Source organism: Bradyrhizobium sp. CCBAU 25338 (assembly GCF_028128965.1).
Lineage (GTDB): Bacteria > Pseudomonadota > Alphaproteobacteria > Rhizobiales > Xanthobacteraceae > Bradyrhizobium > Bradyrhizobium liaoningense.
Genome location: NZ_LFKY01000003.1, coordinates 645,752 through 670,989, shown reverse-complemented (window position 1 = coordinate 670,989; position 25,238 = coordinate 645,752). Strand labels below are relative to the sequence as shown.

Here is a 25,238-nt window from a genome sequence, read left to right as displayed (position 1 = left end):
CCAAGGCCTTCGCCGCTTCCAAGACCACCGCGATCCAATCAGCGAATTATTGAACATCGACAGCAATGACGAGAAGCTACAGCGGCATTCTCCGATACTCCCGGTTTGCCAGACTTGCCTCCTCCAGATCCAAATCACGTTCGATTCGCCGCCGCGTTTCGTCGGTGATCTGGCCCTCGCGCAGGAGGTTGTGGATGAATTTTCTTTCGGCGGCGATCAACTCGCGGGTCAGCGCGGTACCGGCGGCGGAGACGTCGTGGTGGTTGGGATCGAGCGAGTCCGGGAGCTGGTTGACGCGGATATCGTGCCGTGCGCGCATCAGCCGCATCACTTCTTCGGATACGTCCTTCTGCGCGGTCAGTACGTCCAGCGATTTCAGCGCGGCGTCGAGCGCCTGGCGGCGGGCGGCGATCTCGGCCTCGTGCTCGGCGGCATGCTCGTGGCGGCCGGCCTCGGCGACGCCGAGCCAGCGCACGACCGGCGGCAGCGTCAGGCCGACGCCGATCAGCGTCACGAAGATGACGCCGAAGGCGACGAACAGGATCAGGTCGCGATACGGAAAGGCCTCGCCATCAGGCAGCGCGAATGGCAGCGCCAGCGCGGCCGCCAGCGACACGGCGCCACGCACGCCGGTGAAGGCGAGCACGAACGGCCATTGCCATGGCGGCGACGGGTCGCGCTCGCGCAGCGACTTGCTGAGCATCCGCGGCAGGTAGGTCGCTGGATAGAGCCAGGCGAAGCGCGCGATCACGACGATGACCAGGACGACGGCTGTCGCGATGAGAATGTCGTCGAGCGGGAAAGACTTCGACTTCTCGTAGAGCGCGCGCATCTGGAAGCCGGTGAGCAGGAACAGCATGCCCTCGATCAGGTAGATCACGAGATCCCAGAAGAAGATGCCTTGCAGGCGTGTTGCCGACGAGATCAGCAGCGGCCCGTTCCAGCTCACATAGAGGCCGCAGGCGACGGTCGCGATCACGCCGGAGCCGCCGACATGTTCGGGCAGCCAGTAGGAGACGTAGGGTGTGATCAGCGACAACGTCAGCTCGACCTGCGGATCCCCCGACCATTTGCGGAAGCGCAGGGAGAGCCAGCCGACGCCGATGCCGAAGGCGATCTCGCTGGCGACGATCAGGAGGAACTCGCCGGCCGCGAGCGGCAGCGAGAAATGTCCGACCATGATCGCGGCGAGCGCAAAGCGGTAGAGGATCAGCGCAGTGGCGTCGTTGGCGAGCCCTTCACCCTCGAGGATGACCAGGAGTCGGCGCGGCATGTTGAGCCGGCGCGCGATCGCGAGCGGAGCCACCACGTCGGGCGGCGCAACGATGGCCCCCAGCAGGAAGGCGACGGTCCAGGGCAGGCCGATCATGTAGTGCGTGGCGGCCGCCACCATCGCCGCGGTGAAGATCACCGCGCCGACCGCGAGCAGCACGATCGGGCGTAAATTGTTCCTGAACTCGCGCCAGCTCATGGCGACGCTCGCCGAGTAGATCAGCGGCGGCAGGACCATCAAGAGAACCAGTTCCGGCGGCAGCTCGACCGGCGGCATGCCCGGCACGAAGGCCAGGCCGACACCGGCCAGCATCAACAGAATGGCCGGGGCGACGTTGAAGCGGCGCGCGGCCAGCGCCACGCCCGCCAGCACGGCAAGCAGGATGAGAAAGGTCTGAAATTTCGCTTCCATGATGGCCTGTCTTGACCCGGAAGCGCGCGCAAGGTCAATGCGGCGCTGCTCACGCCAGCTGGCCGGCGACCATCCGTCCAATCTGCGCGAACAAAGTCGCGATCTGCGCCGCATTCGGCGTGCCGCCCTGGGTATAGGCCGCGATCAGGATCGGTACATCCGGCTTCGGCCAGACGACAGCGATATCGCCCGACGCATCCTTGCCGTTATTGCCTGTCTTGTCGCCGATCTTCCAGCTTGCCGGCAGGCCACCACGCAGCCGGTTCGCACCGGTCTTGCAATTCACCATCCAGTCGGTCAGTTGGAGGCGCGATTGCGCCGACAAGGCTTCGCCCAGCACCAGCCGCCGCAGATTACCCGCCATCGCCGCGGGTGTCGTGGTGTCCCGGGGATCGCCGGGTCGTGAGCGGTTGAGCTCTGGCTCGTTGTGGTCGAGCCGCGAGGTGGTATCTCCGAGCGATCGCCAGAATGCAGTCAGCGCGGCGGGCCCGCCGATCCGCGCCAGCAGCAGATTGGCGCAGGTATTGTCGCTGAGCTCGACGATCGCCTTGCACATCTCGCCGACCGACACCCTGCCGGCCGCGAGATTTTGCCTGGCGACCGGCGCGTATTCCAGGAGGTCGGCCTGACCGTAGGGGATCACGGCCTCGAGTTGCTCCTCACCGCGATCGACCCGCGCCAGCACGCAGGCGGCAAGCGAAGCCTTGAATGTCGAGCACATGACGAACCGCTCGTCGGCACGCCAGGTGAGTTTCCTGCCAGTCGCGAGATTCTCCGCATAGAGCCCGATGCGCCCGCCGCTGTCGCGCTCATAGGCTTCGAGTTCGGCCGGCGCCTCCGCGGCAAGCGCGGGAGAAGCGGCGATCCAGCACAGGGAGGCGAGCAGGGAGCGGCGATCGACAAGCATGGGAGACCTTTGGCGTGGGTCAGACGGTGTAGGGATGTAGCGGGCGCTTTCTCCGCACCGTCATTGCGAGCGGAGCGAAGCAATCCAGTCGACCTCCGCGGCGAGATTCTGGATTGCTTCGCTTCGCTCGCAATGACGAATGGAGAACGAGTGCGACAGATTTCGGGCAGCGGAAGATCGGGAGGACTCACTCCCGCAGGTCGTACCTGTACGATTTCGACACGATCTGCCAGCCGTCGGCGAGCTTCATCGCCACCAGATAGTCGGTGAAATAGCGCGGCGGCAGCTGGCAGCGCACCTTGATGAAGGCGGTCTTGTCGTCGGACCGGTCGATGGTGACGATGAAGTCCTCGCGCGGCTTGCCCTCGGCCTTGGCCGAGGCTCGCTTGCGAACGCGATCGAGCCAGTCGGGTACGGTCAGAACCTGGAGCTCGCCCTTCTCGACCCAGCGCAGATCGGCGGAGGGATGGAAGATGGCGCCGAGCTTTTCGGCGTCGCCCTCATAGAGCCCGTCAAAATAGGATTGCACGACGGCTTCGACGCTCGACCGGTCCTGGTTCATGAGTCATTCCTTTGCATGATGATGCGGGGCGAACTTAGTCGTACATGTCAAAATGCGCTATGGGTCTGTGGGCCGTTTTGCGCGAAGGCAATCGTCATGACCGGATCATACAATTCGAACGCTCGTATCCTCGCCGGCGAATGCTATTGCCGCGCTGTGCGCTTTGAAGTGGCGGATGCGTTCTCCTACGCGATGAACTGCCACTGCTCGAACTGCCGTCGCACCACCGGAGCCGCCTTCAAGCCGTTCGCCGGCATCGCGCAAGACAAGCTCCGCATCGTCCAGGGAGAGGACCAGCGGATGATTTTCGGCGACGATACCACCCATGATGCGCATTGTGCCCGCTGCGGCTCACTGCTCTATTCCCGGGTGCGTGAAGGACAATGGGTCCATGTCGCCATGGGAACCCTGGTCGACGCCCCCTCGATCCGGCCGAGCGCCCATATTTTCGTCGGCTCGAAAGCGCCCTGGCACGAGATTACGGACAATCTGCCGCAATATCGAGGGCACATCGGGGTTGTCTGAGGGAAGCCGGGAGCACGCGGCCATTCGTCGGCGAACCGCGACCGCGCTGGCGCGACAAACACAGGGGTTTTTCGGCCTGTCGTCGGCGTCCCATTCGTGACCTCAATTACAAGCGCCGGGTGGATGTTGCTAAATTGGTCCCAAAGGGCCCGAGCGGCCCGGAACCATCGGAAGTCGTGTCATGCCCAGTTTGCTCAGACTTTGTCCGCTTTTGGTCGTCCTCGGCCTGCTGTTCGGCGCCGGGCCCGCCTTGGCCGGAAAGCGCGTCGCGCTGGTGCTCGCCAATTCGGCCTATCAGCACGCTCCCTCGCTCGCCAATCCCGTCAATGACGGGGTGGTGATGGCGAAGATGCTGAAGGAGGCCGGCTTCGATCTCGTCGAGTCCCGGCACGATCTGTCGGCGCTGGATACGCGTCGCGTCTTGCGCGACTTCGCCGACGCGACCCGGGATGCCGATATCGCCGTGGTCTACTATGCCGGCCACGGCATCGAGGTCGAGGGTTCGAACTATCTGATTCCCGTCGACGCCAGGCTCGAGCGCGACACCGATGTCTACGACGAGGCGCTCACGCTCGACCGCGTCCTGGTCGCGGTCGAGCCTGCAAAGCGGCTTCGCCTGGTGATCCTCGATGCCTGCCGCGACAATCCGTTCGGCAAGAGGATGAAGCGTACGATTGCCGCGCGCGCCATTGGTCGTGGTCTCGCCCAGGTCGAGCCGAGCAGCCCCAACACGTTGATTGCCTATTCGGCCAAGGCCGGGTTCACGGCGCAGGACGGCGACGGTGCCAACAGCCCGTTCACGGTCGCGCTGTCGAAGCATCTGACGACGCCGGGCCTCGACGTCCGCCGCGCCTTCGGCTTCGTGCGTGACGAGGTGCTCAAATCGACGGGCAACAAGCAGGAGCCGTTCGTCTACGGTTCGCTCGGTGGCGAGGACGTCCCGCTGGTGCCGGTCAAGGTGGCGGTCGTAGCGCCGGCGGCGAATCCCCAGGCCGATATCCGCCGGGACTACGAGCTCGCGCTCCAGGTCGGCAACAGGCCGGCGTGGGAAGCGTTCCTCGCCCAGCATCCCGAGGGATTCTATGCGAGCCTCGCCAAGCTCCAGCTCGAGAAGATTGGCGCCGAGCAGGCTCATGCGGCTGCCATCGAGAAGGCGAAGCAGGCCGAGGCCGAGCGCGATCGTCTCGCTGCGCTCGGCGCGCAGAAGGATGCGCAGGCCAAGGCTGCGGCCGATGCGAAGGCCGCCGAGCAGGCCCAGCTTGCCGCCCAGAAAGCCAAGGAGCAGGCGCAGCAGCAGGCCGCCGCCGCCGAGCAGCAGCGCGTCAATCTCGCCGCTGCGGTCCCGAGCGCTGCGCCGGTCAGCACCGCAAGCCCCGCCGGCACCAACGTCGCCTCGCTGACCCCGGCGACCGCGCCGGTCGATCTCAACCGTTCGGTGCAGACCGAGCTCGGCCGCGTCGGGTGTTTCTCCGGGCAGGTCGACGGCAACTGGAATACGTCCTCGCAGCGATCGCTGTCGCAGTTCAACCGCTATGCCGGCACCAGGCTCGACGTGACGGTGGCAAGCACCGACGCGCTCGATACGGTCAAGGCCAAGCAGTCTCGCGTTTGTCCGCTGGTGTGCGAGCACGGCTTCAAGGCTGATGGCGACAAATGCGCCAGGATCGTCTGCCGCGAGGGTTACGCGGTCAACGATGACAATGAATGCGAGAAGCAGCGTGCGGCCAAGCCTGCGACCGCGAAGCGCGACGACGGCGACGAGCGTCCCGCACGGCAGCGTCGTCAGTCTGGCGGGGCGGCGGGTGGCTATGGTGCCGCTGCCGGCATTGCTGCTGCTGGCGCCGGCCGCGCGACGAGAGGCGGGCAGGTCTACTGCAACAACACCGGTTGCCGTCCGGTCCATCGCGGTTGCCGTCTCGAATATCGCGGCGGCGGCGGCCCCGGCTACGACGCCAATGCCGAGGTGTGTTACTGACCGCTACTTTCTGGGTCGTCCCAGCGAAGGCCGGGACGACGGATTATTTCGAGATTGCGCTCGCCGCGATGTTCACCGTCAGCGCCAGCAACGCCGTGTTGTAGATAAAGGACACGATGCCGTGCGCCGTCGCGGTGCGGCGAATGGTCTTGTCGGTGATGCCGACGTCGGAGACCTGCGCGGTCATGCCGATCACGAAGGAGAAATAGACGAAATCCCAATAATCGGCATGGTCTTCCTTGTCGCCGCTCGGAAACTGAAGGCCACCTGCCGTACCGTCGCGATAATAATCATGCGCGTAGTGCAGCGCGAAGGTCGTGTGCACCGCAGCCCATGACAGCACGATGGTGATGATCGCGATCGTCAGCTCCAGGCCGCCGCGCTGCGGCGTGCCCAGCTCGGAGACGATTGCCGCGATGCTGGCGAAGGCACCGGTCGCCGTGACGAGCAGGATCACGAATCGGCCGTCGTCCTGCATCGCAGCGGCGCGACGGATGTGCCGGTGGTCGTTGCAGAGCATCATCGCATAGACCAGCCCGAGATAGACCGCGATCAGCGCGTCCCATCCGAACAGGAGCCGCGTCACCAGCCGGTGCGTGCCCGGCACAAGCAGGCCGACGAGGATGCCGACAGCGAGCGCAATGAACGTCCGCGGCCGTGCATAGAGCAGCCGCATCGGCCGCGACATCTGGCGGAAGCGGACAAGAGCGGGATCCTCTTTGCCGCGGGCCGCCATCGGCGCGCGTCAGTTCTTCCGCTCGGCGACGAATCGCGCGGCGGCCTGCAGCACGGCGGCGCGGTCGCCGAAGATCGACACTGCGTTGTCCGCGCGCGCGAGCAGATCGCGCACGCGCTGCTTGGCGCCTTCGATGCCGAGCTGGGTGACGAAGGTGGTCTTGCCGAGCGCGGCATCCTGGCCCGACGGTTTGCCCAGCGCGGCCGCATCGCCCTCGACGTCGAGCAGATCGTCGGCGATCTGGAAGGCTTCGCCGAGCGCGCGTCCGTAATCGTCGAGCGCCTGATATTCCTTTTGCGAGGCCTGGCCGAGAATCGCGCCGGCGATGCAGCCGTAACGCAGCAGCGCGCCGGTCTTCATCTGCTGAATGCGGGCGACATCGATAGGCTCGTTGCCGCCGAAGCGGCCTTCTCCGGCGAGGTCGAGGATCTGGCCGCCGACCATGCCGCCGATGCCGGCGCAGCGCGCCAGCGCCCGCGTCAGCAGCAGCCGCACATTGGCGTCGCGATGGATCTCGTCGCGGGTGATGATGTCGAAGGCGAGCGTCAGCAGGCCGTCGCCGGCGAGGATCGCGGTCGCGTCGTCGGTCTTCTTGTGCAGGGTGGGGCGGCCGCGGCGCAGGTCCGAATTGTCCATCGCCGGCAGGTCGTCATGGATGAGCGAATAGCAGTGGATGCATTCGAGCGCCGCGCCGGCGAGCAGGGCCGCCTCGCGCGACACGCCGAACACGGCGGCGCTTTCGACCACCAGGAACGGCCGCAGACGCTTGCCGCCATTCAGGCTTGAATAGCGCATTGCGTCCATCAGTCGCTTGGGCCGGGCGATCTCGTCGTGCAGGATGTCGTCCGACAATAGCCGCCTGAGCAGGGCCTCGGTGTCATCAGCGGTCTTGTCCAGACGTTTGGCGAAATCGGACGGGGACGTGCCGGTCATCAAGAAGGGCTCCAGAACTAAAATTCGGCCGGACAATCCTTTATGCGCCCGCGCCAGTCAATCGTTTGGAAGGGCTAAAAAGTGCTGGAAAAGGCCCGAATTATCACAGACTTAATGGCTCAGCCGTGGGCCTCGTTTCATTTTGCGCCGGAAAGGTCGACTTGCGCATCGTCAAAATCCTTCTCCTGGTGCTCGTGGTCGCAGCTCTCGCGCCCTATGTGATCGCGCCGTTCTACCGCACCGGCCATCCGGTTTCGACGCTGATGGCCTGGCGTTCGCTCCGGGGCGCGCCGATGCAGCGGACGTGGATCGATCTTGCTGACATGTCGCCCTATCTGCCGCGCGCCGTGGTGGCGGCCGAGGATGCCCATTTCTGCAAGCACCACGGCATCGATTGGGGCGCGTTGCGCGAGGCGATCGACGATGCTCAGGAGGATGGCACGCCGTTCCGGGGTGCCTCCACGATCACCCAGCAGGTGGCGAAAAACCTGTTCCTCTGGCAGGGGCGGGATTTCGTTCGCAAGGCGCTGGAATTCCCGCTGGCGCTCTGGATCGATCTCGTCCTGCCCAAGCCGCGGATCCTGGAGATTTACCTCAACATCGCCGAGTTCGGTCCGCAGGGCCAGTTTGGCGTCGAGGCGGGCAGCGCCTATGCCTTTGGCAAATCGGCCGCCAGCCTCTCCCCGCGGGAGGCAGCCCTTCTGGCCTCGATCCTGCCGAATCCGGTCAAACGCAGCGCCAGGACCCCCGGGCCGGGCGTCCGGCGGCTGGCGGCAACCTATATGGCGCGGGGGCAGGCGAGCTCGCTTGCGACCTGCTGGCGCGAAAATCGCTGATTTTGGCCCATTCCGGGCGCATTTTCCGGCCCAAGAGCCTAGCTTTACGGCCAGCCTTCCTCTATAAGCGCGGCCTTGATCGGCATTCAGCTCGCCTCGTATTGCGGGTGCTGAGCCGTCCCTTCGCGGACGATGCCCTGATGACACCAATCCCTAGAGGATATTGAAATGGCCGTTCCGAGAAGAAAAACCTCGCCGTCGCGCCGCGGCATGCGCCGCTCGGCTGACGCCATCAAGAAGCCGACCTATGTAGAGGACAAGGACTCCGGCGAGCTCCGTCGTCCGCACCATCTCGACCTCAAGACCGGCATGTACAAGGGCCGTCAGGTCCTGAAGAAGAAAGAGTCCTGAAGGCAGGACCTTTCCTCAGGCGGGATGATTGAACCCGCGTGATTTCGGCCAACCCATGAGCTAGACGGTGACGGCGGCGGGGCAAATGCTTCGCCGCTGCATTGCTCTGTCCGGATATCTTGATCGAGAAGGCATCTCGCCGATGGTCGGTTTCCCGCTGCTTCTGATTCCGCTCGCGGTCTACAACATCATCGCCTTCCTGATGCCCAGCGTGTCCTTCTCGGACGTGCTGTTCAATGTGCCGATGATCACGGGCGAGAGCTGGCCGGTCACGCTCGCTGATCTCCTGCTCGCACTCGGCGTGGTGCTGCTGCTGCTCGAGGTGGTCAAGGGCGCGCGGCCAGGCTCGAAATTCCTGATGGATCATTTGCTGTCGCTGATCGTCTTCGGGGCGGCCGCAGCCGAATTCGTGATGTGGCCCAAATTCGGCAACTCCACCTATTTCCTGCTGGTGCTGCTGGCGATGGCCGACTTCCTCGCCGGCATTGCCCAGCGCACGCGTCGCCGCGTCACCTATGTCGCCGAGACGACGGTGCCGGCGCCACGCAAGGCCAAGCGCAGGGGTGAAGCGCCGGCGGAAGATGCGGAGGCCGCCTCCAGGTTCGAGCCGGTGATTGCGCCGCAGCCGGCGCCGGCGGCGCCGCCCGCACCCTCGGCGCAATCCGTCGCCGAATCCGTGCTGATGGATCATCCTGCGCCAAAGCCGGTGCAGGGCTCACCCTCGCCGGAAATTTCCTCGCCCCATCTTCAGCCGGGCAACGGCTCGCCGTCGTCCCCTGACGCGCCGCCACGCTGACCGAGCGCGTCGACCTCTTCCACAAGCGGGGAGAGGCGCGGCAAACGTGAGGCGAAAATTACCCCTTAAGCCGGCTTACGCCACCTGCCGCGTCCGCGCGCTGACGCTTCCCAATGGCCGCTTGCTGCCATAGGCCGTCCTCGCGTCTTCGGAAGAGGCCCGGCGGAGTCGGCTGGTCTGGGACAGATGTTCGGCGTTGGCGATGAGCTGGGTGACGAAGCTCGGATCGGGGCGGGGCAGCGGCGCCTTGTGAACCCACTGCAACGTCGGCATCAGCGGCACCAGGGCTGTGCCTGCGCCGTTCTCAGCCGCGTCCGATCGATCGGTACTCAACATCGCAATCACCGTTGATCCGGCGAGATTGTCGCGTTTCGGGACGCAGGCGCCGGTGCGAGTCCTGTACTCGCAAGGCCTATGCCGCGCGGGCCGGTTTGGTTCCCCACGTCTGGGAAACGTGGTTTCCAAATTGTTTATCAACTTTGCCTAGGGTCGGGGGCGAATCTGGCTCTATCCTGTGCCGGCCCAGGACTTATCCACTGTCCCAGAACGAGGCGATTTTGACCCCCGCATTGCCGCAAGCCTCCGACATCCTGGCCGCGCTCGGCCAGGCCGTGTTCGCCTGGGACATCGCCAGCGATGCCATCGTCTGGGGTGAGCAGGTCGCCAGCATCTTTCCCGGCATCCCGGCCGAGCGGCTCGCGACCGGCGCCGAATTCGCCAAGCTGATCGAGCCCGCGCAAACGCTGCGGACCGCAGCCCTGGCGCAGACCTCCGCCGTGCACGGCGTCGGCGGTACGCCTTACCGCGTCGAGTACGGCGTGCGCATGAGCGCCTCCGATCCCGTGATCTGGGTCGAGGAGACCGGCCGCTGGTTCGCGGGCCCCGATGGTCGCCCCACACGTGCGATCGGCTCCGTCCGTATCAATAATGAGCGCCACGCCCGCGACGAGGAACTGGCCAAGCTGGCCCGGCTCGATCCCCTGACCGGCGAGCTCAACCGCTCCCACCTGCTGGCGGCATTGGCCGAGGCGATCGAGGAGACGACCCGCTTCCGCTCGACCGCGGCCTTCATGCTGGTCGGCATCGATCATCTCGCCCGCGTCAACGACGCCTTCGGCTTCGATGTCGCCGACGCCGTGATCCTGGATGTCGCCAAGCGCATTCGTTCGCGCCTGCGCGGCGGCGACGTGCTCGGGCGCTTCTCCGGCAACAAGTTCGGCCTGATCCTGAAGAACTGTACCGTCGACGACATGAACGTCGCCGCCGAACGTTTCCTCACCGGCATCCGCGACGAGGTGGTGCCGACGAAATCCGGCCCGGTCTCGGTCACCGCCTCGATCGGCGCGGTCAGCCTGCCGCGCTATGCCCGCAACACCGATGAAGCGGTCAACCGCGCCCATGAAACGCTGGATGCCGCCAAGCGCCGCCGCGCCGGCTCGTTCGCTGCGTGGCGCCCGGATGCCGCGCGCGACGCGCAGCGCCGGGTCAACATCCGCGTTACCGACGAGATCGTCACTGCGCTGAACGAGCGCCGCATCAAGCTCGCCTATGAGCCGGTGGTCTCGGCCAGCTCGCGCGAACGCGCCTTCCACGAATGCCTGGTGCGGATGGACCAGGGCGACGGCCAGGTGCTGCTCGCGCCCGACATCGTGCCGGTCGCCGAACGGCTCGGCCTGATCCGCCTGGTCGACCACCGCGTGCTCGAGCTCGTGGTCGCCGAGCTCGCCGCTGCGCCCAACATCTGCCTCAGCCTCAACATCTCACCTGATACGACGATGGATCCGGACTGGTGGGCCGGGATCGAGTCGCTGATGCTGGCGCATCCCGGTGTTGCCGAGCGGCTGATCGTCGAGATCACGGAGACGGTCGCGATCCAGGACATCGACGACGTCCGCGGTTTCGTCACGCGGCTGAAGAATTTCGGCAGCCGCATTGCCATCGACGATTTCGGCGCCGGCTACACCTCGTTCCGAAACCTGCGCAAGCTCGGCGTCGACATCGTCAAGATCGACGGCGCCTTCGTGCAGAACGTCACCCGCTCGGCCGACGACCGCGCCTTCGTGCAGACCCTGATCGACCTCGCCCGCCGCCTCGACATCAAGACGGTCGCCGAATGGGTGCAGGACGAGGAAGCCGCAGGCATGCTGCGCGAGTGGGGCTGTGACTATATCCAGGGCCGCCTGATCGGCCTTGCCTCGGCCGAGCGGCCGTGGGGCGCGCCGCCGGACAGCGCGCTGCCTGCGGCGGGGTAGGAGAGCCTACAACCCCAAGATACAATATTGCATCGACGACCATTTATGATATGGTTTCTACCATTGCTTGATATCTATAGATGGTTCGCCAATGGGTGGCCAAGTCACTTTTCGACTGGACGATCCGGTTCCGCTGCCGGACGATGTTCATATCTGGATTCCGGAAGGCTCGGCGTCACTAGACCAATGCGTCCATCCCGAGACCTCTCGCAAGCCTGACTACGTCCATATCGCCGGTCTTTGCGATGGCGCTTCCTGCGCCAATTGCGACTGCCTTGAACGAGCCCCTTCCGTCGAGTTGCCGCCCATTGCGGCAGCAAAAGCATCGGATCGACAGCGCTTTCTTGCCGTTTCCCCGAAGGCTGCCACCTACGCCGCCTTCGACATGTCATTCCTGCCTTCGTTCTTGTTGCTGCGCGACGGCCACTCGCCGCGAACAGTAATTGAATTTCACAAGGAGCTCTACGGAACGGACTCGACGAGCGCGCATCTCAAGTCGTTTTTTGAAACCATCGTTCTGCGCAATATGCTGAACTCTGCGACGACCAAAGAAGACCTTCCAGATGCTCGCAATCTCCATCTCTATGTCACCAATCGCTGCAACCTGAGATGCAGTCACTGCTACATGTCCTCCGGGCAGCCTTTGCCACAAGGCGAAATCGACACAGAGCAGCGCCTCAGAGCGATTGATCTGTTCTCGGAAGTATCCCCGAACAGTAAGGTAACTCTGTCCGGGGGAGAGGCGCTCACAGATCCCGATATCTTCGTGCTGATTGATCACGCCAAGAATCGCGGCCATCGGGTTGAGCTGTTTTCGAATGGTCTCCTTATCCGCAAGCAAAACGTCCAGCGAATCGTCAACTCCGTCGATCAGCTCCAGATATCGATCGATGGAACCGATTCGACTTCGAACGATCCTATCAGGGGGAAAGGCTCGTTCGATCGGATTGTGGCAGCGATCAAGCTTGTCGATCGCGCCGATCGATCAGCCAATCCGAACTTCTTCTATCGCATCGGCATGACCCTGACGCGATCCAACTACGAGAATATCGAGACCAACCTGGTCGGTTTTCTCGGAGCACTCGAACTTCAATCGCCGCATAGGATCTCCATAGCGGTCGTTAGCGGGATAGGCCGTGCCGGCGAGCGTCCGGAGATCAGCGCGGACGTCGATGACCTGCCGTTGATTCAGGCGCGAATTATGAAGTCCCTGATCAACCAGGGGCGGGTGAAATGGCCATCGTTCACCGTCAATCGGTATTCGAAGTCCTGCGGCATCGGGATGTCGATCGCGGTGGCGGCGGATGGACGAATTTATCCATGCTCCGTGACGGAACAGCCGGCGATCGGAGCCGTGGGAGACGCGGACGCCAAGGCCGCGATGGAGAGAGTTGGACAGTACACAGAGGAATTCAACGTCGACCGTGTAAGCGGCTGCTCGACTTGTTCGTTGCGCTATTTCTGTCAAGGGAAGTGCCGGGTAGCGAACCTGCATAGTACGGGTTCGATGGCCCGATCGACCTGCACGAGCAAATTCAAGGCGGCTCGTGCAAGATCCTTGATGGCGAACTTCGACAGTTTCGTGGCTCACTAGCGCCTGAGGCGCACAACATAGAGGAGAGTGGAATGACTACGCGTCAGGGATTGGATGAGATCGTTGTTCATGGCAGTTCGTCGAACGAGAACGAAATCGTGGTCTCGTTCGAGGCGCGCCCCTTGCAGGAGGAAGGCTCGGGCGTCGTGTTCACCGCCGTCAGCTCGAATCTTCATACGGCCAGCCAGCAGTCGCCGGACACTTGCTGCACCTGCACCAACTAGCGCTTGGTTCGTCGATAATCCGGCTCCAAGGCTGTGCCGAAAGCTGGAAGCTACAGCTTGCGATGAGCGTCGAACCTGATGTTTTCGCTGGTCAAAAGCGGGCGCAAGCAATTGTCGCCCGATTTTGGCTGTTGGCCAGACGTGAGCGTTTCCGGGTACTCCTCTGCTTTGGCAATCCCTTGGGCAATGCCATCGGTGACACGACTATGGCAACGCAGCACGTTGCCTATCTTCGATCAGCCAATTCCAACGTCGAGATCACCGTTTGGACTGCCAACGCCAGTGTGTGGAAACAGCTGGGGGACGACAGGGTCCAATGCTCGCCGATAGTTTCTTCGATTACCAGTCGAGATTTTGATCTCTGTATCTTTGACTGGGTCAGCGCCGGGGAGGATCTGCTGGCGCACTTGCGCGACCAGATGGTGTTCTCGATCGTGTGGCCCTCCTGGGGCGCCAACCCGCTGGTCCTAACCGAGGTTGGACAATTCGAACGGTTTGAATTGCCGGCAGGGACAAATCAGCCAAGCCGCGTTGGCGATTTGTATCGGGCACTCGAGGTAAAGCGGCCGGTGTCATCTTCCAACTTGTCGGTGCGCTCTGGCAACAAGCTAGTATTTCAGCCCTTCGCGAGCATCAGGTGGAAATCGCTGCCGTCAGAGGCTGCGTTGACATTGGTGCGGGACCTGTCGCGAGCGCTCCGCGGTTGCGCCAAGCTTGTCCTGCCGCTTCCGCCGAGACATTCGTCGGAAGAGCTCATCCGATTTTCGCAGGCACTTAGGCGGGCGATCACGGATGATGATGTCGCAGCCGATATAGAGTTTGCCGATTCGCTGTCTCTGTCGAGCTACATTGACTTGATACGCGGCGCCGCACTTGTCGTCGGGCCGGATTCTTCCAGCCAGCATATCGCGGCGCGCTGCGGCGTGCCCTGCATCTCGCTCTATCCCCCAAAGAGCGGATACAACTACTTCTTCTTCGGACCACAGGAAGGCAAGAACTTGCAACTGCGGCTTTCGGGAGGCTCTGATGAGAAGGCGTTGAGCAGGGCCGTCGTTTTCTTGGCCAATCGCCTGCTGGAGCGGGACGATGACCGTCTCTCTCCTTCGACGCGAGCATCGATCATCAAGGCTGCGCAAGCACTTGTAGATCAGTTGATCTCCATCGAGGCGGAGCGATCCCTGGAACCTCAAGCGCTGAGCGCATTGACGGACCTGTTGAATCGATCGCTGCCCACCGAACTCGATCAACTGAGAGCGTTCTTGACTGAAGAATTTGCCACTGTCTGGAAAGAAGCTCAATCTCTCCTGGATTCGCAGGCCAGCCCCGAGCAGCTCCAGATTGTTCGACAGCGGGCAAGGAGCCTAAATGCAAGCAGAATAATTAATACTCTTTGCTTCTGATCGGATGGGTTCCTCCAAGTCCCGTTGCAACGCATAGCAGCGAATGACCACGGCGAGCAAACCTGCGACAAATGGCCAACATAGCCTGATGAGGAACAACGGTGGCGAGAGGAGGTGGGTTGCGCCGAGCGAACGCGCTTCGCGCATCTGCAGCCTACCCACCCTACAGACCTTCACGCCCCCTCGTCCAGCGCCACAAGCTCGCGCTTCTTGCGCAGCGATGGCAGCAGCGGCGCGATCAGCAGCACGAGCGCCAGCGTCAGGCACAGCCCCGAGATCGGCCGCTGCACGAAGGTCCAAAGATCGCCCTGCGACAGGATCAGCGACTTGCGCAGATTGTTCTCCATCATCGGCCCCAGCACGAAGGCGAGCACGAGTGGCGCCGGCTCATAGCCGAGCTTGCGCATGAAATAGCCGATGATCCCGAACGCGATCATCACATGGACGTCGAACACGTTGTTGCTCGAGCAATAGACGCCGATGATCGTGAACAGGATGATCAGGGGGAACAGGATGTTGTAGGGCAGCTTGAGCAGCTGCACCCACATGCCGATCATCGGCAGGTTCAGGATCAGCAGCATGACGTTGCCGATATACATGCTGGCGACGATGCCCCAGAACAGGCCTGGATTCTGCGTGATCAGCAGCGGTCCCGGCTGCAGGCCGTGAATGACGAAGGCTCCGAGCAGCAGCGCCATCACCACATTCGGCGGGATGCCGAGCGTCATCAGTGGAATGAAGGCCCCGCCCGCCGCGGCATTGTTCGCCGATTCCGGTCCCGCGACGCCTTCGATCGCGCCATGCCCGAAACGCTCGGGCGTCTTCGACAGCCGCTTCTCCAGCGCATAGGAGGCGAAGGACGCCACCACCGCGCCGCCGCCCGGCAGGATGCCGAGGAAGAAGCCGAGGATCGTGCCGCGGCCGACCGGACCTGCGCTCGCCTTCCAGTCCTCTTTGCTGGGCAGGAGATGGGTGATCTTGGCGTTGATGATGTCGCGCTTGATGGCCTGCTCGGTGTTGAGCAGCACTTCGGCGACGCCGAACAGGCCCATCACGACGGGCACGAGGCCGATGCCGTCGATCAATTCCATGCGGCCGAAGGTCAGCCGCGGCTGCGCGGTGATGCTGTCGAGCCCGACCAGCCCGAGCACGACACCGATGCACGCCATCAGCAGTGCCTTCGGCATCGATCCCTGGGTGAGGAAGGTGAGCACGACGAGGCCGAGCACCATCAGGCTGAAATACTCGGCCGGGCCGAAGGCGATGGCAATGCTGGCAAGCTTCGGCGCCACCAGCATCAGGGCGATCAGCGCAAACGTGCCCGCGGCGAAGGAGCCGAAAGCGGAGATGCCGAGGGCGGGGCCCGCACGGCCCTGCTTCGCCATCTGGTGGCCGTCGATGCAGGTGACGACGGAGGCGGCCTCGCCGGGGATGTTGACCAGGATCGAGGTGGTCGAGCCGCCATACATCGAGCCGTAATAGATGCCGGCCATCATGATGATGCCGGATTCCGGTGTCCCCGACAACGTCACGGGCAGCAGCAGCGACATTGCCGAGATCGGCCCGATGCCCGGCAGCACGCCGACCAGCGTGCCGATGAAGACGCCGATGAAGCAGTAGAGCAGGTTGATCGGCAGCAGCGCGACGCCGAATCCATGGGCCACATTGACAAGCGTATCCATGCGATCAACCGATCCCGAACAGGCCTGAGGGCAACTGGATCAACAGCAGCCGCTTGAGCACCCACCACATGCCTGATGGCACCAGCACGGCGATCGGGACTGCCAACGTCCAGCGCACCGGATCGATCAGCCGCAACAGCAGCAGCATCAGCGGGATCGACGACAACAGGAATCCCAGCGGCTCCAGCGCGAACGAGAATGCGGTGAGGCAGGCGATGACGAGAAGCGGCTTGCTCCAGCGCACATTCTCCCAGCGCGAGGCCAGTGTCGGACCGCCCTCGGTGACGGCCGAGACGATGATGGCGCCTGCGAACACGCACATCATGATGCCCGTATAGAACAGCACGTAGCCCGAGCCGGGATCGTTGATGGTGCCGAGCCTGAGCTTCAAGCTCGACCAGATCACGAAGCCGCCAAGCGCGAGCCCGATCACCCCGCCCCAGAGCTCGGAATTGCTGAGGCGGAGCTTGACGTTGGTTTGGTTGCTCATCGATTCCCTCTCGTGCCCCGGACGCGGCGCAGCACCGTAAGTGCGTTCACTCGCGTCTTCAACGCGCTATGGTGATGCGCCGCCGAGCCGGGGCCCATGAAGTTGGGCAAAAGGTGGGGTCCCGGCTCTGCGGTGCAGCGTTGAAGAAGCGCTGCACCGCGTCCGGGACGCGTAAGTAGCTCAGCTCTACTTCTTCGCAAGCCCGAGCGTCTCGATCACCTTGCGCTCGGAGGCCGTGACCTCGACGACGAACTTCTTGTAGTCCTCGGTGTTCTTGTAGTTCGGAACCATGTCGTATTTGGCGAGCGTCGCCACGACTGCCGGGTCTTCGATCGCCTTCTTGAAGGCATCGTGCAGCTTGGCGACGATCTTGGGATCCATGCCCTTCGGGCCGGCGATGCCGAACGGGGAATCATAGACCATGGGATAGCCGAGCTCCTTCAGCGTCGGCACATCCGGGTAGTTCGGCGAGCGCGCGCCGGTCCAGACCATCAGCAGCCGCAGCTTTCCGGCGTCGACCAGCGGTCGCCATCCCGTGGAATCAGCCTGGAGCATGGTGTGCTGTCCCAGCACGGCTGCGTTGGTCTCTGCGCCGCCCTTGAAAGGGACCTGCGTCAGCTTGATGCCGGACATCGAGGCGATCTGCTCCATGCCGATATGCAGCGAGGTGCCGGCACCCGGCGTGGCGTAGGTCACCTTGCCCGGGTTCGCCTTGGCGAACTCCACCACGTCCTTCCAGCTCTTGAACTGAGACTCCGCACTGGTCGTGACGCCGAAAGTGTAGCCGGTGAGATGGACGATGTAGCTGAAATCCTTCGCCGGATCCCACGACACCTCCTGCATCAGCGGCAGACGGAACACCGTGATGGGGATCTGCGAGATGGTGTAGCCGTCAGGCTTCGCGGCCGCCGCCATGGTCGCCGGTCCCACCGTGCCGCCGCCGCCGGCCTTGTTGTCGATCACGATCGGCTGACCCAGGATCTTCGAGGCGCTGTCGGCGATCGCGCGCATCGAGATATCGGTCGATCCGCCGGCCGGCCACGGCACGATCAACGTGATCGGCTTGCTGGGATAGTCCTGCGCACCGGCGGCAGTGGGGAACAATGCGCCCATGACAGCGTACGCCGCGGCAAATGCGATCGTCTTCAGCCCGTATCCCGACATCGAAACGCCTCCCTTGCAGCGGCCCCTTTGGGCCACCGCCTCTTGTTCTTGTGAGACGATTGTTCCTGAAATCGAGGGAGAAGAAAAGCGCATTGCGCGGACCGCGCGCGGCGATCGGTGGGGCCATGCCGGCAGAGCCGGCACATGCGACAATTCGTCGTTCGGCCGCGTGCCGAGAGGCGGAATTTGAGGGGAGAGGCCGTTAGGCCACGCGCCGGACCATGTTCAGCGTCTCGATGGTGCGGCTGACCTCCGATGCGAGACACGGCTTGCCGAAATAATAGCCTTGCACGGCAGTGCAGCCGCATTCGCGAACGAAATCGAGCTGCTCCTCGGTCTCCACCCCCTCCGCCGTGGTCTCGACGCCGAGCACGGAGCCGAGGCTTGCGATCGTTCGGACGATGGCAACGCTCTCCGGGCTTTCGCCGAGCGTGCCGACAAAGGAGCGGTCGATCTTGATGCGGTCGAAGGGGAACTTGCGCAAATAGCTCAGCGAGGAATAGCCGACGCCGAAATCGTCGAGGCTGACGCGCACTCCCAACGTGCGGAGCTGGTGCAGGATCTCGATCGTCGCCTCGCTGTCATCGAGCAGCGCCGTCTCCGTGACCTCGAGCTCCAGCCGCTGCGGCGGCAGGCCGGCTTCCGCAAGTGCGCTCGTGACCATCGCCACCAGCCCGCGCGAGCGGAACTGCACCGGGGACAGGTTCACCGCGACGGTGACATCGGGCCAGGACGCGGCGGCCGCGCAGGCCGTGCGCAGCACCCATTCGCCGATCGGTACGATCAGCCCGTTCTCCTCCGCAATCGGAATGAACTCGGCCGGAGAGACGAAGCCGCGCGAGGGATGTTTCCAGCGCAGCAGCGCCTCGAAGCCGGTGAGCTCGCAGGAATCGAGCCGCATCTGTGGCTGGAACACCAGGTGGAATTCACGTCCTTCCAGCGCGCCAACCAGATCCTGCTCCAGCGCGTGCCGGCTGCGCGCCTCTTCCTCCATCTCAGGCTCGAACAGCTGATAGGCTCCGCGCCCCTTGGCCTTGGCCTGGTACAGCGCGAGGTCGGCGCATTTCATCAGCTCGTCGGCATCGAGCCCATGGTCGGGTGCGATCGCGATGCCGACGGAGACGCCGACATGGATCGACTGACTCTCCAGCGGCGGCGGATGACCGATGATGTCGACGAGGCGGCGGGCGAGTTCCTCGGCCGATTGCGGCTGCGGTCCGCGCTGGAGGATGGCGAACTCGTCGCCGCCGAGGCGGGCGACGGTATCGTGCTCGCCGACATTCTCCTTCAGACGCGCTGCGACCCAGCGCAGCAGGCGGTCGCCTGCGGCGTGGCCGAGGCGATCGTTGACGGTCTTGAAGTTGTCGAGGTCGAAGCACAGCACGGCCATGGCGCCGCCGGCGATCGCGACCTGGTTCAGTCCTTCGCCCATCTTCTCGCGGAACAGCGTGCGGTTGGGCAGGTCGGTGAGCGAATCGTGCTGCGCCATATGCGCCACCCGGGCCTGGGCCTTGTGACGCTCGGTGACGTCCTCGTAGGTGACGACCCAGCCGCCGTGATCCATCCGCTTGTGATTGAGCTTGATGATGCGGCCGTCGCTCAAGTGCCGGTGCAACGTGTGCTCGCCCTCGCGCAACCTCTCGACATATTCGGCATAGAGTTTGGCGCCGGTCATGTTCGGATGGATGCCGAGCTCGCAGCCGTACTCCATGATCTCTCGCATCGAGACGCCGGGCTTCACGATCTCCGGCGACAGCCCGTACATCTCGAGAAAACGGCGGTTGCAGACGATCACGCGCAGGCTCGAATCGAGCATGCACAGGCCCTGGCTCATGTTGTTCAGTGCAGCGTCGAATCGCCGATATTGCTCGCTCAGCTCCTCGACCGCGTGCTCGCGCTCGGTGATGTCCTCATAGGTGGCGACGAAGCCGCCCTCTGCGAGTGCGCAGTAGCGCACCGACACCACGGTGTCGTTCGCCATGCGTCGGCGCATTGGCGAGGAATCGCGGTTCGCAATGCTCGTGCAGGCGGCTTCGAGGAGCTGTTGCGGACTGTATTCGGAGGAGAATGCGCCCTTCGCCATCGAACGCTCGATCAGCTCGGCGAGATGCGCGCCGGGCCTGGTCTCCTCCGGCGACAGCCGGTAGATCTTGCGGTAGGTGGCGTTGCAGACGCGAAGGCGCATGTCGCTGTCGTAGAAGGCGAGCCCGTGCGCCATGTTCTCCAGCGCCGCATCGAGGATGAAGTTCTGCTGCCTCAGCGTTTCCTCGTATTGCAGCCGCTCCGTGACGTCCTCGTGCACCGTCACCCAGCCGCCGTCGGGCAGGAAGCGGGAGACCGCCTGGACCATCCGTCCGTCGTAACGCATCACCAGCAGGGTTTTCGCCTTCCTGCGGCGCACGTCTTCCAGCCGGCTTTCGTAAAATTCGTCGTTCGACATGCCCGGCAGGTTGCCGCGCGACATCCAGTGCTCAATCACCGCACAATGCGGGACGCCCGGCTTCACGATCTCAGGATCGAGATCGTAGAGCTTCAGGAACCGTTCGTTGCAGAGGACGACGCGGCTGTCGACGTCGTACATGATGAGGCCATGCGACATGTTGGCGAGGGCGTGCTGGCTCCGCTCGGTCTGCACGCGCAATTCCGCTTCGAGCCGGGCGAGGCGGCTGACATCGTCGCAGATCGTCATCCAGCCGCCGCCGGGGAGTGGCTTCAGATCGAGCGACATGACGAGGCCGCTCGCAAGCCGCTGCTCGGTCTGGAACGGCTTGCCGGCGGCGATCTGCGCGATCCGCGCCGAATACAACGCGTCGAGCTCGCTTTCCGGAAAGTTGCCACGCCGCGCGCTATGCGCGAGCACCTCACGGTAGCTCGTGCCGACGCGCACGATGTCGGCAGACATGTCGAAGAAGGAGAGGTAACGTTGATTGACCAGCAAGATGCGATTGTCGGCGTCGTAGACGCAGACTCCCTGCTCCATATGGTCGAGCGCGAGTTGGCTCAGCGCGACCAGGGCGTCCGGGCCCTGCTCACTGTGTGCAGCAAGCTCTTCGTCGCGGCTCGACGTCATGGGGTCGGCGGGACCTCGGCAGGCAATAGGTTCAACGCAACCTAATTCAGCCGCCGACGGTAGCGAAGAGGCTGGAAAATTCCCTTAAGCGCAGTAGTTTATGGAGGGTGACCGGCGATGCAGAGATGCGACGAAATAGGAGGGCGCCTGCAAAAGTCGGCCGAGGTGTCGACACGTATCGCGGTGTCGTCTCTGCGAGCGCACTGGTGCATGCACGCAGTGCATCCGCAGGGAGGATAGCCTCGGGACCGGGCTTCTTTACGGCCCGTACAGCACGAGCTCCGTGTCCGTGAGGTCGCCAAGCTGCGGCCGGTGCGGGCCCTTGAAGTATTTGCGGCCGCGCCGCTCGGTGTAGATGCCGACGAGGCCGGCAACCGGACCGTTGGCGTCGACGGCCACCGAGACCTTGCCGAGCCGCAGCAGCAACCGGCCGATGCGGCCGGCGCATTCGGCATATTCCGCGGCGCTACGGCAATAGATCAGCTTCATCGCGGGCGGTGCGATAAAACCGCGGCGGATGCGAACCGGTTGCAGGATGAAGGGGAACGTTCCCTTCGGCGTGCGGCAGACGAGGCTGAGGCAATTGTAGCGCGCATGCCGCGTCAAAAGCTCGGTCTCGGTTTCGGAAAGCCCCTTGATCTCCTTGGCGTGTGGCGGGATGACCTCGATCTCGCTCCAGCGCGGAGCGCGCGCCAGCGCAGGGACCGAGAAGAATATGCCACGGCAATAGGCGCGAAAGCCCTGCGTCTCGATGATCGGCCAGGTCCACGGCGCCGGGCTGATGTTGAAATAAGTGACGTCCTTGTGCCGCTGGGCGATCTTGGTCAGCAGCGGGGCGTAGTTGCGGTAGGCCGGGTCGACATACCAGCTCGACAGATTGCACCGGATGGGGGTCTCTTCGCCATCCTTGCGCGCCGTGTAGATCAAGAGCAGCACGCCGACCGGCATGCCGCCATCGTCGAGCATGTAGCCGAAGCGCGGATAGCCCTCCGGTACCGGCCGGAAGGCCTGCCGGCGAAGGCCCTGCATCCAGTATTCGCGCGAACGTCCGACGAAGCCGCGCGTCAGCAAGTCCGCGATCTTGTCGACGTCGGACTCGGTGATCTCGCGGCATCGGATCTTGGTGTGGATCACGCTCGTCTTGCCCGTGGAAATGGTCGACCTCTTGCCTTAGCGCCAGCCTTCGCCATGAGCCTCGGCCGCGACATGCGGCTGCAGGCCCAGGACGTCCCGCACCTTGGCAGGCCAGGCGGAAAGATCGGTGCCGTGGGTGTGGAACATGGCGACGGCCAGGCGGTCCATGCCGAAGGCAACGCAGCCGGTATGGGCCGGCTCGCCATTGGCGTCCTGGATTCCCCAGGTCGTGCCGAAATGCTCGCGATGATAATTGAAGCTCATGCAGGCGGTCGGCTGCTCTTCCGAGCGCAGCGGGATAAGGAGCTCGAACTTGAGCTGCTGCTGCTTCTGGCTCACCGCCTTCATCTGGCCGACCCGGCCGAAGAAAGGATCGCTGGCGTAATCGACGCGGAAGGTGAGGCCGAGATCGCGGGCGATCGCCTGCGCGCGCACCATCCAGCGCTCGCGGAAGTCGGCGACGTCCTCGGGGCTGCCGACGCAGACATACTCGCGCATCCGGAACGATTGCAGCCGGTCGAGATGCTTCGACGGCTCGCGGCGGAAGCAATCCGCCGCGACGTCGAAGCGCAGGCCGCCCTTCGGCAATTGGCCACGGCTCGCCGCAATCGGGTAGACCGGATAGCAGGCGGCGGGTGACAGCACGAGATCGGCGGGAGACAACGAGGTCGTCCAGTCGCCGCCGGCGTCGAAGCGGCTCACCGCGGCATTGATCTCGCGCTCGGTGCCGTGCAGGCCGCAGACGCAGCCGAGCAGGTTCGGAAAGCTCTTGAGATAGCCGGATTTCTCCAGCTGGGCGCGGCTCATGACCGGCGGGAAGCGCATCACCTCGGTGCCGGTCTCGCGATGGCTGGTGATCAGCGCGGCGAGCTTCTCGACGACGCCCTCATAGAGTGCGGTGCGGGCGTAGACGCCGTCGGCCCCCATGCGGTGGAACAGCTTGTCGGCGAGATGATCGAGCGGATCGATCATCTGCGGGGCGGTGGCGGGCGAGTCGGGGAGGACGGCAATATTCATGGTTCGATGTCCTGCTATCTCAAAATTGTTCTTTTTGATTCAGTCGCCGAGGCATTTCAGTCGCGAAGGCTCGTCGGCACTCCGCTCATCAGCGTCGACGTCGCGGCGTTGGCCAGGATGCGGTCGTTGTTGATCATGATCGGCGACGACAGCACGTCGCGCAGATGGCGGCCCATGGTGAACTCGCCGTCGTTGCGGTAGCCGGAAAGACCCGCGGTGCGCATCGCATGCATCACGGTCTCGACCGCGAGCTCGGAGGCCTGCACCTTCAGCAGGGTGATCGAGGACTGGAAGTCGAGCGAGCTCAGCGCACGCTCGTCATGCTCCGCGCGGGCGAAAGCGTCGATGTTGGCGGCGATCAGGGCGCGCAGCTTGGCCAGCGACATCTTGGCGGCGGTGAAATGCGCCGCGGCCGGCGGCATTTGTCCGCCGGAGGAGCGCGCCGCCTTGCGGATGAAGGCCTGCGCACGGGTCACCGCGGCGGCGGCAATGCCGGCCCAGGCCGACGACCAGCATAGATGCGCGAATGGTGTCATGGTCTGGGCGTGGATCTTGTCATAGGCTTCAGGGAAGACGCGGTCGGCAGGGCAGTCGACCTTCAGCTCGAACCCGGTCGAGCAGGTGCCGCGCATGCCGAGCGTTTCCCAGCCAAGCGTCCGCTTCAGCGAATAATCGTCCTTGGCGAGCGCCAGCAGCACCTGGTCGGAGGCAGCGGCCTCGGTGGCGCGGCGGGCGATGGTGACGAGACCGTCGGCCTCGGCGCCGTAGGAGATCACGGTGGCGTCTCGCACCAGCGAAACTGTGTCGCCGGCGTGGTCGACCGCGGCGGCGCTGGCGCGGATGTTGCCGCCATTCTGGCCCTCGGTGGTGGAGGAGGCGAGCAGCCACTGGTCGCGGGCGACCCGGCGCATCATGGTCTCCATCCAGGGAATGCCATGGCCGTGCCTGATGATGCAGGCGACCTTGGTCTGGTGCATCGCGTAGATCATCGCGGTGGACGCGCAGGCGCGTCCGAGCGTGTAGCAGATGTCGGTGACGTCATGGATCGAAGCGCCAAAGCCGCCGAACTCGACCGGAACCATCACGCCGAGCAGCTTCTGCTCACGCGCGACGTCGAAGGCCTTATGCGGGAAACGGGCGTCGCGATCGACTGTGTCTGCGTCGGCCGCCGCAGCGGCGGCGGTCCGGGCGGCACGCTCGATCAGGGAGGGACCCTGCTCGAGGAAGCTCGTCTGCGTTTCGTCGACAGTAAGGACCGCTTCACGCACGTTCATGCTCATCCGCCTCCGGGTTGCCGTTCGAGATCGCCGGCATCATTCGCGATGCCGCCGGTGATCCTCCGGCCATCTTTGCTTGTGAGACGAGGTTACGGATTTAATTCAAATTCGTCGATGAAATAGAGGGTAAACAAAGCCCAATTCCGGACGAACAGTTAAGGGCCGGTTGTTTGCATCACCGGATTTTCCGGCGTCGCGTTAGGACTTCGGGAAGAAGCCTGAATTCCGGACAATCTGAGTCATCGTTTACTAAGAAACGCGAAGTATTGGTGACGCCCATTGCAGGACCGGCAAGCCGTGCCCATCGTAGCGGGCAGTTCGGTCCGACCTCGATAGACAGATGGGAATTTGCCGATGCAGGCCTTCAATACCGACGTGCGCAATCGCATCATCAAGCTGGTGAAGGGCATCCTCGAACAGAATTCACTCACCGCAGACGTCACGTCTTCCGCGAGGCTCGTTGATGTCGGCCTGACTTCGATGGACATGGTCAATCTGATGCTCGGCGTCGAAGCCGAGTTCGATTTCACCATCCCGCAATCCGAGATCACGCCGGAGAATTTCCAGTCCGTCGAGACGCTGGAGCGGATGCTCGCGAACCACCTGCGGCCGGCGACCGCGGCTTAATT

At 63.9% G+C, this 25,238-nt stretch carries 23 protein-coding genes; 10 read left to right on the top strand and 13 right to left on the bottom strand.

The window, feature by feature from the left end; translation table 11 throughout:
- Window positions 1-76: 76 nt before the first annotated feature.
- The 3 genes from ACM42_RS08355 to ACM42_RS08345 form a co-directional block, all read right to left on the bottom strand.
- On the bottom strand, window positions 77-1,684 hold the full coding sequence (locus ACM42_RS08355) for a Na+/H+ antiporter (protein WP_271527449.1): 1,608 nt from the start codon (window positions 1,682-1,684) through the stop codon (window positions 77-79).
- Between the two features lie 49 nt (window positions 1,685-1,733).
- Window positions 1,734-2,591 carry a class A beta-lactamase gene (gene bla / locus ACM42_RS08350; protein ID WP_271527448.1) on the bottom strand — a complete coding sequence of 286 codons (858 nt, stop codon included), beginning with the start codon at window positions 2,589-2,591 and terminating at the stop codon, window positions 1,734-1,736.
- A gap of 187 nt (window positions 2,592-2,778) precedes the next feature.
- On the bottom strand, window positions 2,779-3,153 hold the full coding sequence (locus tag ACM42_RS08345; RefSeq protein WP_194390451.1) for a nuclear transport factor 2 family protein: 375 nt from the start codon (window positions 3,151-3,153) through the stop codon (window positions 2,779-2,781).
- 96 nt (window positions 3,154-3,249) lie between these two features.
- Between ACM42_RS08345 and ACM42_RS08340 the strand changes: the two genes are divergently transcribed.
- Window positions 3,250-3,678: a GFA family protein gene (locus tag ACM42_RS08340; protein ID WP_271527447.1), complete on the top strand. Its 429-nt coding sequence runs from the start codon at window positions 3,250-3,252 to the stop codon at window positions 3,676-3,678.
- A gap of 181 nt (window positions 3,679-3,859) precedes the next feature.
- On the top strand, window positions 3,860-5,653 hold the full coding sequence (locus ACM42_RS08335) for a caspase family protein (protein WP_271527446.1): 1,794 nt from the start codon (window positions 3,860-3,862) through the stop codon (window positions 5,651-5,653).
- A 43-nt stretch (window positions 5,654-5,696) separates the two neighbouring features.
- On the opposite strand, the gene ACM42_RS08330 is transcribed toward ACM42_RS08335, so the two are convergent.
- Window positions 5,697-6,389, bottom strand: a complete 693-nt coding sequence (locus ACM42_RS08330; protein ID WP_271527445.1) for a DUF1345 domain-containing protein — start codon at window positions 6,387-6,389, stop codon at window positions 5,697-5,699.
- A 9-nt stretch (window positions 6,390-6,398) separates the two neighbouring features.
- Window positions 6,399-7,322, bottom strand: a complete 924-nt coding sequence (locus ACM42_RS08325; protein WP_271527444.1) for a polyprenyl synthetase family protein — start codon at window positions 7,320-7,322, stop codon at window positions 6,399-6,401.
- Between the two features lie 161 nt (window positions 7,323-7,483).
- Between ACM42_RS08325 and mtgA the strand changes: the two genes are divergently transcribed.
- The 3 genes from mtgA to ACM42_RS08310 all read left to right on the top strand — a co-directional run bounded on the left by mtgA (window position 7,484) and on the right by ACM42_RS08310 (window position 9,305).
- Window positions 7,484-8,158: a monofunctional biosynthetic peptidoglycan transglycosylase gene (gene mtgA / locus ACM42_RS08320; protein WP_271527443.1), complete on the top strand. Its 675-nt coding sequence runs from the start codon at window positions 7,484-7,486 to the stop codon at window positions 8,156-8,158.
- 168 nt (window positions 8,159-8,326) lie between these two features.
- The gene (gene rpmF / locus ACM42_RS08315) at window positions 8,327-8,509 is read left to right on the top strand and encodes a 50S ribosomal protein L32 (RefSeq protein WP_007598106.1); all 183 of its coding nucleotides are present in this window, start codon (window positions 8,327-8,329) and stop codon (window positions 8,507-8,509) included.
- 142 nt (window positions 8,510-8,651) lie between these two features.
- Window positions 8,652-9,305: a hypothetical protein gene (locus ACM42_RS08310; protein WP_028176806.1), complete on the top strand. Its 654-nt coding sequence runs from the start codon at window positions 8,652-8,654 to the stop codon at window positions 9,303-9,305.
- Window positions 9,306-9,380: 75 nt separating this feature from the next.
- On the opposite strand, the gene ACM42_RS08305 is transcribed toward ACM42_RS08310, so the two are convergent.
- Window positions 9,381-9,641, bottom strand: a complete 261-nt coding sequence (locus tag ACM42_RS08305) for a hypothetical protein (RefSeq protein ID WP_194390444.1) — start codon at window positions 9,639-9,641, stop codon at window positions 9,381-9,383.
- A 221-nt stretch (window positions 9,642-9,862) separates the two neighbouring features.
- Between ACM42_RS08305 and ACM42_RS08300 the strand changes: the two genes are divergently transcribed.
- From ACM42_RS08300 to ACM42_RS08285, 4 genes are all read left to right on the top strand, one after another.
- Window positions 9,863-11,557, top strand: coding sequence for a bifunctional diguanylate cyclase/phosphodiesterase (locus ACM42_RS08300; RefSeq protein WP_271527442.1), 1,695 nt, complete (start codon window positions 9,863-9,865; stop codon window positions 11,555-11,557).
- A gap of 91 nt (window positions 11,558-11,648) precedes the next feature.
- Window positions 11,649-13,151, top strand: a complete 1,503-nt coding sequence (locus ACM42_RS08295; protein ID WP_271527441.1) for a radical SAM/SPASM domain-containing protein — start codon at window positions 11,649-11,651, stop codon at window positions 13,149-13,151.
- Between the two features lie 32 nt (window positions 13,152-13,183).
- A complete protein-coding gene (locus ACM42_RS08290; RefSeq protein ID WP_271527440.1) occupies window positions 13,184-13,375 on the top strand; it encodes a hypothetical protein in 192 nt (63 codons plus the stop codon).
- A gap of 62 nt (window positions 13,376-13,437) precedes the next feature.
- Window positions 13,438-14,775 carry a glycosyltransferase family 9 protein gene (locus ACM42_RS08285; protein WP_271527439.1) on the top strand — a complete coding sequence of 446 codons (1,338 nt, stop codon included), beginning with the start codon at window positions 13,438-13,440 and terminating at the stop codon, window positions 14,773-14,775.
- A 173-nt stretch (window positions 14,776-14,948) separates the two neighbouring features.
- On the opposite strand, the gene ACM42_RS08280 is transcribed toward ACM42_RS08285, so the two are convergent.
- From ACM42_RS08280 to ACM42_RS08250, 7 genes are all read right to left on the bottom strand, one after another.
- Window positions 14,949-16,457: a tripartite tricarboxylate transporter permease gene (locus ACM42_RS08280; protein WP_271527438.1), complete on the bottom strand. Its 1,509-nt coding sequence runs from the start codon at window positions 16,455-16,457 to the stop codon at window positions 14,949-14,951.
- A gap of 4 nt (window positions 16,458-16,461) precedes the next feature.
- Complete coding sequence (locus ACM42_RS08275) at window positions 16,462-16,947, bottom strand: tripartite tricarboxylate transporter TctB family protein (protein ID WP_271527437.1); 486 nt, start codon at window positions 16,945-16,947, stop codon at window positions 16,462-16,464.
- 186 nt (window positions 16,948-17,133) lie between these two features.
- Window positions 17,134-18,111, bottom strand: a complete 978-nt coding sequence (locus ACM42_RS08270; RefSeq protein WP_271527436.1) for a tripartite tricarboxylate transporter substrate binding protein — start codon at window positions 18,109-18,111, stop codon at window positions 17,134-17,136.
- A 202-nt stretch (window positions 18,112-18,313) separates the two neighbouring features.
- The gene (locus tag ACM42_RS08265) at window positions 18,314-21,181 is read right to left on the bottom strand and encodes a PAS-domain containing protein (protein WP_271527435.1); all 2,868 of its coding nucleotides are present in this window, start codon (window positions 21,179-21,181) and stop codon (window positions 18,314-18,316) included.
- Window positions 21,182-21,439: 258 nt separating this feature from the next.
- Window positions 21,440-22,315, bottom strand: a complete 876-nt coding sequence (locus ACM42_RS08260; protein ID WP_271527434.1) for an acyl-CoA acyltransferase — start codon at window positions 22,313-22,315, stop codon at window positions 21,440-21,442.
- Window positions 22,316-22,351: 36 nt separating this feature from the next.
- Entirely contained in the window at window positions 22,352-23,332 is a 981-nt protein-coding gene (locus tag ACM42_RS08255) for an amino acid--[acyl-carrier-protein] ligase (protein ID WP_271527433.1), read from the bottom strand.
- Between the two features lie 56 nt (window positions 23,333-23,388).
- Window positions 23,389-24,606, bottom strand: a complete 1,218-nt coding sequence (locus ACM42_RS08250; protein WP_271527432.1) for an acyl-CoA dehydrogenase family protein — start codon at window positions 24,604-24,606, stop codon at window positions 23,389-23,391.
- A gap of 357 nt (window positions 24,607-24,963) precedes the next feature.
- Between ACM42_RS08250 and ACM42_RS08245 the strand changes: the two genes are divergently transcribed.
- Window positions 24,964-25,236 carry a phosphopantetheine-binding protein gene (locus ACM42_RS08245; RefSeq protein ID WP_271527431.1) on the top strand — a complete coding sequence of 91 codons (273 nt, stop codon included), beginning with the start codon at window positions 24,964-24,966 and terminating at the stop codon, window positions 25,234-25,236.
- Window positions 25,237-25,238 lie beyond the last annotated feature (2 nt).